The organism is Borreliella kurtenbachii (assembly GCF_030437945.2).
Lineage (GTDB): Bacteria > Spirochaetota > Spirochaetia > Borreliales > Borreliaceae > Borreliella > Borreliella carolinensis.
In genome coordinates, this window is sequence record NZ_CP179518.1 from 1 (window position 1) to 9,499 (window position 9,499).

At 23.8% G+C, this 9,499-nt stretch carries 9 protein-coding genes and 1 pseudogene; 7 read left to right on the top strand and 3 right to left on the bottom strand.

Annotated features, from left to right (window positions below):
* Positions 1–124 precede the first annotated feature (124 nt).
* The 5 genes from QIA22_RS06240 to QIA22_RS06260 all read left to right on the top strand — a co-directional run bounded on the left by QIA22_RS06240 (position 125) and on the right by QIA22_RS06260 (position 4,426).
* Positions 125–1,246: a plasmid maintenance protein gene (locus tag QIA22_RS06240; RefSeq protein WP_367612119.1), complete on the top strand. Its 1,122-nt coding sequence runs from the start codon at positions 125–127 to the stop codon at positions 1,244–1,246.
* A gap of 9 nt (positions 1,247–1,255) precedes the next feature.
* Positions 1,256–1,807: a DUF226 domain-containing protein gene (locus QIA22_RS06245; protein WP_367612111.1), complete on the top strand. Its 552-nt coding sequence runs from the start codon at positions 1,256–1,258 to the stop codon at positions 1,805–1,807.
* Positions 1,783–2,523 (top strand): ParA family protein, encoded by a 741-nt coding sequence (locus tag QIA22_RS06250; RefSeq protein WP_367612113.1) that lies wholly within the window; start codon positions 1,783–1,785, stop codon positions 2,521–2,523. The genes QIA22_RS06245 and QIA22_RS06250 overlap by 25 nt, the downstream gene beginning before the upstream one ends.
* Before the next feature lie 87 nt (positions 2,524–2,610).
* Entirely contained in the window at positions 2,611–3,168 is a 558-nt protein-coding gene (locus tag QIA22_RS06255; protein ID WP_367612114.1) for a chromosome replication/partitioning protein, read from the top strand.
* Positions 3,169–3,502: 334 nt separating this feature from the next.
* The gene (locus tag QIA22_RS06260) at positions 3,503–4,426 is read left to right on the top strand and encodes an ERF family protein (RefSeq protein ID WP_367612115.1); all 924 of its coding nucleotides are present in this window, start codon (positions 3,503–3,505) and stop codon (positions 4,424–4,426) included.
* A gap of 168 nt (positions 4,427–4,594) precedes the next feature.
* On the opposite strand, the gene eppA is transcribed toward QIA22_RS06260, so the two are convergent.
* Positions 4,595–5,125, bottom strand: a complete 531-nt coding sequence (gene eppA / locus QIA22_RS06265; RefSeq protein ID WP_367612117.1) for an exported protein A EppA — start codon at positions 5,123–5,125, stop codon at positions 4,595–4,597.
* A 124-nt stretch (positions 5,126–5,249) separates the two neighbouring features.
* Positions 5,250–5,534 (bottom strand): hypothetical protein, encoded by a 285-nt coding sequence (locus QIA22_RS06270; protein ID WP_367612105.1) that lies wholly within the window; start codon positions 5,532–5,534, stop codon positions 5,250–5,252.
* Between the two features lie 841 nt (positions 5,535–6,375).
* Here QIA22_RS06270 and QIA22_RS06275 point away from each other — a divergent pair.
* Both QIA22_RS06275 and QIA22_RS06280 read left to right on the top strand, forming a co-directional pair.
* Positions 6,376–6,654 carry a hypothetical protein gene (locus QIA22_RS06275; protein WP_367612107.1) on the top strand — a complete coding sequence of 93 codons (279 nt, stop codon included), beginning with the start codon at positions 6,376–6,378 and terminating at the stop codon, positions 6,652–6,654.
* 450 nt (positions 6,655–7,104) lie between these two features.
* The gene (locus QIA22_RS06280) at positions 7,105–7,881 is read left to right on the top strand and encodes a tyrosine-type recombinase/integrase (protein WP_367612109.1); all 777 of its coding nucleotides are present in this window, start codon (positions 7,105–7,107) and stop codon (positions 7,879–7,881) included.
* 96 nt (positions 7,882–7,977) lie between these two features.
* On the opposite strand, the pseudogene QIA22_RS06285 reads toward QIA22_RS06280, so the two are convergent.
* Positions 7,978–9,289, bottom strand: a pseudogene (locus tag QIA22_RS06285) (DUF244 domain-containing protein).
* Between the last annotated feature and the right edge of the window lie 210 nt (positions 9,290–9,499).

The following is a 9,499-nucleotide window of genomic DNA, read 5'->3' on the forward strand; positions in this document are numbered from 1 at the left end:
TAGACCATATTAAAATCATACTCAATTTATATTTTTTATATTTTTCAAAAACACTAACTTTTAAATCGAAAATATGCTATACCTTTATAAATAAGGAAAAATATAATTTATGGAGAAAATAAAAATGAAAAATTTCCCTAATATAAAAACCCTCAAAACTTGTCACAATAAATTACAATATAAATTAGTAGTTCTTGTCTCAACACTAGAGTACATAAATAAGACATATAAGAAATACACACAAAAAAACATACTCTATTATTTTAATGAAAATCTAAAACGAAATGGTCAACCCCCCGTTAAACTAAAAACACTGCAAAATTATCTTTACAAATTAGAAAAAGAATTTAAAGTAACAACTAATTATCACAAACATTTAGGAGTGAATTTTGGGACTGAAATATACTATCAACTGAATTTTTCTAAAAAAGATTGTTATCAAAAAATAAACAAATACTTTCAAGAAAAAAAAGATTTAAGATTTCAAAATAGAACTGCAAGGGGCCTTAAAGACAAGTTTACTAAAAATGGGAGTGTAGATTTAAAGGAGTGTATAAATAATAAAAATAATAATAAAAAAGAAGAAAAAAAGATTAATGAAATAGAAAAATATCAAATAATAAAGTATTTCAATAAATGTAACTTTTTATGTAAAAAAATTCTTTCAATTTTTCTTACAATTTTATTAAATTTAGATATTGATAAAGATAATATAATCAAAATACTTAAAATCATAAAAATAATAGAAATTAAATTACTAAAAAATAAAAATATACATTTTAATAAATCTAACTTAAAAGAAAAGCAAAATAAATTAAAAGAAATTCTAAAAAACACTCAAAAAGAATTTGAAAAAAATGAATATAATCCTAAACAATTAGAAATAAATCTTCAAAAAATATACGAAAATTACAAATTTAAGCCCCATTTTATTATTGAAAATTATAAATATAATGATTTAAGTAACATAAAACGTAAATTAGAAAAGTCGATTGAAAGAAAAAAAGAAAATCTCCAAAAAGATTATCAAAATTTAAAGATAAACGTTTTCAATATTCTTATTGAACAACTAAAAAAAGACACAAATATTGAAATCTTAAAGCCCATTATCAAAAAATATTTAAATAACCAAAAGAAAATAGAATACAATAAAGTATTTGGGATATATTATTGCGAATTATTAGAGCTAATAGAACATCAAAAAAGTGTATTGAGTTTAAAAGAATTAGATAGAAAGGCTATATAAGGATTAAATATGGAAAATTCAATAAAGATTGAGCAAATAGATAAAAAAATAATTAAGAAAAGAAAAAATCCGTTTTTAAAAAAAGAAAAAGAAAATAATAAAACTGTGTATCATATGAAAGTAGTAACCGATATTCATAAATGGGGGATTGATACTAAAAAAAATGCATGTCGTGTATCATTTAGAGAATTATATGATCAAACAGAAATTCAAGAAATTCGATTATATTCGATAAAAAAAGGGGATAAGTTTTTAGGAATTTTTTATGGTTATAGAAAACCAATAAAAAATGTTTTTGTAAGATATACAATAGATGGAGTTAAAAAAGCATATTCATTTTCAAAAACATATTACATAGAGTTTAGATTTAAAACTGGCAGTGTTTTTTGTTATTTAAAGGGTATGAGGCGTTTAATAAAAAAAGAAAAGATAGATACACCCTATAATAAAGCACTTGTTGATAGATTGATGGATTTAGAAAAACATGTATACGAATTCTACAATAAAAAATATTCTGGTGAAGGGCTAATTATTAAATGGATATTAAAAAATCTAAAATAATAACAATAGCCAATATCAAGGGTGGCGTTGGTAAAAGTACAAGTGCAATTATATTTTCAATATTATTGTCTCAAAAATATAAGGTGCTTTTAATAGATATGGACACTCAAGCATCTACTACTAGTTATTTTAATAAAAAAATAATAGAGAATAAATTTGATTTACTTGAGAAAAATATATATAAAGTTTTAAAATCAAATTATTTAATAAATGATTCAATCATCAACGTTAATAATGGGCTTGACTTATTGCCTAGCTATTTAAGTTTACATGCTTTTAGTGAAGAGATTTTACCTTATAAAACACATAGATTAAAGGACAGCTTTAAATATTTAAAATTCAATTATGATTATATCATAATTGATACAAATCCCCATTTAGACTCTACATTATCCAATGCTTTAGTTATTAGTGGACATATTATAGTCCCAATGACAGCAGAAAAGTGGGCCATTGAAAGTTTGCAACTACTAGAGTTTTTTATAAATAAATTAAAGTTAAACTTGAAAGTATTTTTATTCGCAACAAAATTTAAAAAAAATAAAACACATAAAGATTTACTGGAAATATTGCAAAAAAAATCAAGGTTTTTGGGCATTATATCAGAACGAGAAGATTTAAATAGGAGAATTGCTAAAAATGATGATTTTGATTTAGACAGAGATTATATAAAGGAGTATCTTAATATTTTAAATAATTTTAATGCAAAAGCATAAAATTAGTGCGCCGGGCGCACTAATTTCTTGTAAATAAGGATAAAAAAGTAGTGATTTTATATTAAAAATACAAGGGAGATTTTAATTATGAGTTTAGGAATAGAGATAAGCGATAGAATAATAGTAAAAGAGGAAATAAAAAAGAATTTAAATAATAAAGATGAAATAATAGAACATTATAATATGTTAAAAACACATTTAAAGTCTAATTTACAACAAGGTATTTACTCTAAGATAGAAAATATGAAGATTTTAAAAGAAATTAAAGATAATAAATATTATAAATTAGATGGATATAAAAATTTTGATGCTTTTATAAAAGATTATAAGTTGGCTAAAACTCAAACTTATTGCTATTTAAGAATAGCATTAGCTATAGAAAATGGCGTTATAGAGGAGCCTTTCTTATTAGAAAATGGCATTAAGGAAACTATACTTTTTTTAAGAAATAGCAATTCAGAAAAGGTTAAAAAATCTAAACAAAATCCAATAAAACCTTTAAGGTTTCAACTTAAAAAGCAAGAAAGCTATGATTTTTACAAAAAAAATGCTAAATTTACAGCGTTTATTTTGGAAGAACTTCTTGAAAATCAAAAAGATTTTCTTAAAAAACTTTTTAAGAAATATGAAGAACTAAAAATATAATTTTATAAATAATTTAGAGAATAGGTTTTTATAAGTTCTTTGTTTTTAACAAAAATTTTTTTAAATTACATAAACCACGAATTCGTATAAATACTAATTGATTTTAAATTTAGATTTGAACTAAACTATATTTAGTTTAGTGGAAAATAATTTTTCGTTATTTCCTAATAAACGTTAGATCAGCGTTAAATTAGGGCTTTTCTAAGTTCTTTTAAAAGAGAATTTAGTAAAGCCCTAAATTTTTTTGTAAATTTTTTTGTAAAAAACTTGTCAAAAATAGTTTTTGCTATATACTTATATGTAAGAAAAAATATAATTTATGGAGAAAATAAAAATGAAAAACTTAAACAACAATCCACAAGAAATTAATCAAGCAGAAATTGACTTTTTAAGAGATATGAAAACCTTAAGAATGAACTTAGCGGGGATTGATAAAAATCTTAAAGGTTATGGCTATAAGTATCAGAATTTCAACGAAATACTTAGAGAAATTAAAAACGTTATTAATAAGCATAATTTAGCCCTTGATTTTAAGCAAGCTCCAGTTTCTGTAAAGGAAGATGGCCAAAAAGAACATTTTCTTAGAACAACATTTTACAGTACAAACACTGGGTATAAAGACTCATTTGATGCACCAATGTTTACAGAAAATTTAAAATGGAATAATGAAAATGGGTCTAAGAATGTAAATACAGTGCCCCAATTAGTAGGCTCATCAATTACTTATTTTAAAAGATACGCATTAGTAGCATATCTTAACATAGAAAGTGAAGTAGATACTGATGCAGCTCCTATTTACAATAACCACGAAAACAAAAATTCTATGCCTAACAAGCAAGCTAGTGTTAATCAAGAACAAAAAAAAGATATTAATCAAAACCAAATAAAAAATTTTGATAAAAAGTTGAAAATGGGCAAGTATGATTGCTATGAACTTTTTAGAAGTGCCTTGTTTAACATAAAAAACTGGGCAAATGATGAAAAAGAAAAAAATAATATAAACGCTCTTATTAGGGCATTATGTTTTGAAAATGAGGCGGATTTAGATGAAATTTTTGATGATAATCCTAAGTTTAAGAGTATACAATATTGGACAAATATTCTTTTAGAATATTTCAAGAAAACTAATAAATTAGATGAACTAAATAAGTTTGAAAACTTTATGCATGATAATCATGACGTTTATGAAACAAGTGTCTTGAAATTCTTTTGCATGTTAAAAAAAGAAAGACAATTTGATTATATATTTGCAGTGTAGATATAAATAAATCCCCCTTTAAGGGGGAAAATATTAATCAATTATTAAGACATTTTGTTTTTTCTACTTGCTTTAGTTTTAAAACCATTTATGCTCCTCATAAGGGCATTTTATTGATTATTTTAGAGTTGTTTCAAGATTGAAAACCATTTAAGCTAAGTTTAGAATTTAATCTTTAGGCAAGTCTGCCAAAATTTGTTTTAATATTTGCTTAACCGCAGTTATTTTATCTTTAAAATAAGATTGTCGAAACTTTTCCCTAGCTTTTTCTCCATATTTTTCGGCATAATCAATTTTATCCGAGTCTAATTGTATTAAATAATCGAAAATTGAATTTGGATAGCCCTCTATGAGACTATTTATAGCCATCGCACCAAACGGGACCCCTAAAACAAACGTTATAAATTTATTTTTTATCAGATAACCCACAATATCAAGAGCGTCTAGCAACACACTATTTTCTTTAATCCCAATTTTTCTTAAACTCCCCCTAATTTCTGGAACACGCTCTGATAAAAATTTGCTTTTATTAAACTCATTTTCAAAACTGTAATTATCTAGTCTATTCTTAATTAAATTAAAATCATTTTCAGAAAAAGATTTTTTAGCTTTTGCATAATTTTCTGCTATATTTTCTTCACTCCAAAAGGCATTTAAATGAATGCTTAATAAAAATAATAATAAGCTTATTTTTTTCATATCCTCTCCTAGGCTTTATTATACACTTATTAGCTATGCTAATAAGAATTAGAACAAGATTAACGAATAGTCTTATTTGGTGTTCACAAATTAAAATTATTAGAGATATAACTTTAGATAATTTCTATTTGATAAACTTAATAATTAACCAAATAATAAGACCATTAACAATAATAGAGATAAAGGGGGTTATTATTGTGGAAAGAAAAACACTCTTTCTATGGTATGCATTAAATTTTTGTAAACAAAACGCTTTAGTTTTATAAAAATTTTTTTGAATATCTTTAATATCTTTTTCTAAAAGAGATATTTTAGTCTCTAAACCAGCAATTTTCCTATTTAAGTTAGAAAAATTCTTTTGTGAAAGATTTTCATCACTATTTATTTTAAAATTATTCTTATCTAGCATAAAAAAATCCTTAAAATTTTGTTTAAGTTACTAACATTAATTTTCTAAAGTATGAATTATTGTTTCTTGATGCTCATAACATTGTTTACAAGAAATTAAGAGTATAATAAGAATACAAAAAATAAAAATTTTATTTTGCATAGTGCCTCTCCAAAATTAAAAATAAAGCAAAATTATCTAATTGTAAAATAGCTAATTTCAAGATATATTACTTAAAGTGAAACATAAAAAAATCAAGAAATAGTTTATATGTTTTTGAAACAATCCAAATTTAATTTTTTAAAGTTTTAAATATCTAATTTGTTACATTTTGCTGTTACATATTAACAAACTGCAAATGTAATAAAAATGAAATTTTGGGAAGTTCTTCATCATAGGAATTAATCTTGTTTAAATGGCTAATAAAGGGCATAAGGTACAAATTTAGTAGTTTTTTATATAAAATAGTCTGAGTATATTACATATCCCGTCTGATACCACCGAAATTCCCTATGCCGTTTATTATAGATGCTCTATAGCCCTCATTTTGCATTTAATGAGAGCACTAATAGCTACTCTAAACGTATTAGTTTTTGTTAAAATTCGACTTGTAATTTTTACTAATTTTTTTAACTTAAAAGTTAACACTTAGAGAAAATCGTTTTTGTAAACATTATATATTTATTTGTTTTAAATAAAAGACACCCTAAATTTATTTTCAATAATATTTAAAATATTAACAAAAACTATTAAATGAAAGCAAAATCTTTAAACTACTTTAGAGTAGCCAACTTAATAAAGTCTTTTTATAATGAGTATATTATCACTTTACAAGTTTTATTTATAAAGGGGGGGATTTATTGTGACTAAATATTTTAATGATGATATACGGTGTAGTTCTTGCAACAGATTAATTAGAAAATATGACGAAACTTGTGTCGCTTGTGGGGCTAAAAATAATCAAAATAAAAAACCCTATTATAGCTTAATATCATTTTTATTTTGTCTATTTTTTGGCTATTTAGGATTTTCTAATTTATATTTAGGCAAAAACCCTAAAATAAGTTTTACATTTTTATTTATATCAAGTTTTTCTTTTTTACTTGCAGTACTGCTACATAAAACAAACAAGACTAAATAAATAACTAGTCTTGTTCGTGTTATGAGTATACTTTTTTTTATAAATAGATTTAAAATCTATAAATTTTTTAAAAAAGTAACAAGAAAAATAATTAGTCTCTAAGAAATTAATAACAAAATCCATAAAAACATTTTCATTTTCATAGTAGTTACAATTTCCAGTGTCTATAAAAATTAAATCAAAAATATATAAATATCATATATCCCAGCGTTATTTTATAGTTTTTGGGAAATTTAGAACTCCAGTTATGTTGTAACACTTTTTGGGAACTTGTAAATTGCTTATTATTCTTGCCAAGGCTATTCTAGCCTAAATTTTACACACAAATATAACTTTTTAGTTTGACTAATATTGTCAATTCTTGATAAAATTTGAGATAGAATTAATATAAATTAATATTATTTTATTTTGATATTTAATTTTGTTTGATTTAAAAGTGGAGTTAATTTAATGAAAATTGATGATATTTTAGATTTTAAAAAAGAAATTACAGAAATAGTGCTTGAAGTAGTCAAGGATTATCATAAAGTAGTAAAAGAAAATAAAACCTTAAAAAATAAAATAAAAAAATCAACCGAAAATAAACAAGGAAATTCTAAAACTCCTGCTAAGTTGTACTTAAATCCAAAAACCAATCAATTAATTATAAAATGTGTCAAAATTTTAAAACAAATTGACCCAATATCTGGATGGTTTGTACACCTACTGGTAATAAGTGGGTGTAGGGGGGCAGAACTGCAAAAAGTAAAAATGCAAGATATTTCAACTTTTTTAAGCAAAACCGGAAAAACTTTATACAACATAAAAGTAAATGTGGCAAAAAAAAAATTTACTACTTGTACTAGAGAATTTATTATAACCGAAAAAGAATTTAATGCTATTCAAAAAGTACACGAAACTTATTTTAAAGAAAAAAATCTTAATACTAGCCGCACTTATTTTTTTCAAAAAACCAAACATAGATTTAAAGATAATCGAATTAGCATTGATCATATTGCTAAAAAATTCAAAAAATTACTTAAAAAATGGGGGTTTAAAACAAATAAATCACTTCATTTATGTAGAAATTTGTTTATTTTCAATTTAAAATCTAATGGTTATAATTCTTTTCAAATTAAAGAACTTATGAAATATTCTTCAACATATGAAATTGATAATATTTATGGACTATCTCATGCAAGTAAAATTCAAGCGTATGAGTGCATAAAAAATAGTATTGCCCTATAGCTTAACCACACAAGTTACAATCATACATATCTTTATTTTTGACGTATAATCATACGTATCCATCTTCTTTATAACAATTTTTTTCAGTGTCCCTATTTATATGGGGACACTGATGCTATTTGTAAACACTATATTGCTAAGAAAGAATACTTATACTACTTATTGGCAAAAGTCCCTTAAATCTATCTAATATTGCCCTCTTATTCGGGTCATAATTGAATATAAATTCTCTAAATTTATAATTTACATTATTAATTAGTGGATATTTATGCATAATCTCATTAATTTTTATTTTGAGCAGTTCTTTTATAGGATTTTCTTTCTTTTTGTTTTCAATTTGAATTTTATTCAACTCTAATTTTAAATTCTCAATCTCAAAAATAGAACACTCAAGATTTATAGCGGCCTCATCAGTTCTAATTTCAAGGTCTACGCAATCAACATATTCTACAAATTCATTTATCCATTCAAACTCAATCCCATTTTTATAAAAATCGCTTTTTTCTACTAAATCTTGGACAAGATTTATAAAAGTATCATAATTGCCATTATGAGATATTAATAAATTGACCGCCTCATTTTTAAAAATTTTATTTCTTAAATTAATAATTTCTAATTCACATTTATTAACAAATTCTAATACTTTTGCTATCAAAAGATTTTTTCTTTTTATTCTACAATTAATCGGTTTATTCCCTATTAAAAAGAACAAATTACAATACTCAAGCCCAGTACACGCTAGTTGCACTTGAGCCTGCACATAGTATTTGAAAAAATACTTGCTACTTAAAAAATTGCCATTTTTATTATACTCAGCAATAGCGCTACTCATATAATGAGAGTCGCTATTTTTAATCTCTAATAGTTCTAAATCGCCATTATTATTAATAAACCAGCCATCAATTGTTGCGCCTACTAAATTTTCTGAACTACCTATTTTTTTGAAATAATTATACTTATCAACACCGTTGGCATATTTGTTTTTATACAAGATATCAATATTATCACCGTGTGCTTTAATAAATTCTCTAAATCCTAAATTCTCTAACTCTTTGCCCTTGAGCATATATAAATTCTCTTCATGGGGCATACTTATTCCAAAATATTTAAGTACTCTATTCATCATTAAATCTTTTAGTCCTGCACCACCAGTTAGAATATTACCTACTTCACTAGCTCCGTATTTATCAAGTTTGTTTCTTTGCACACTAAAATCAATATTGCGATTAAATCTAAAACACTCTTGACTGCTTATTTTTGGCAATTTCTTGCCCATCTTGCTTAATTTACTTTTTTCTTTAGTTTGATTAACTTGATTATCAAGTTCTATAAAATTTTCAAAACCAATAAAATTAGTTTGCTTATTTATTTGATTGATTTCTTGTGGATTGTTGTTTAAGTTTTTCATTTTTATTTTCTCCATAAATTATATTTTTCCTTATATATAAGGATATAGCAAAAACTATTTTTAACAAGTTTTTACAAAAAAATTTACAAAAAAATTTAGGGCTTTACTAAATTCTCTTTTAAAAGAACTTAGAAAAGCCCTATGGATTTAAGAACTGAATATAATTAATGGTTGTATAATAATGAAAAATTATTACAACTATTAGTAGTA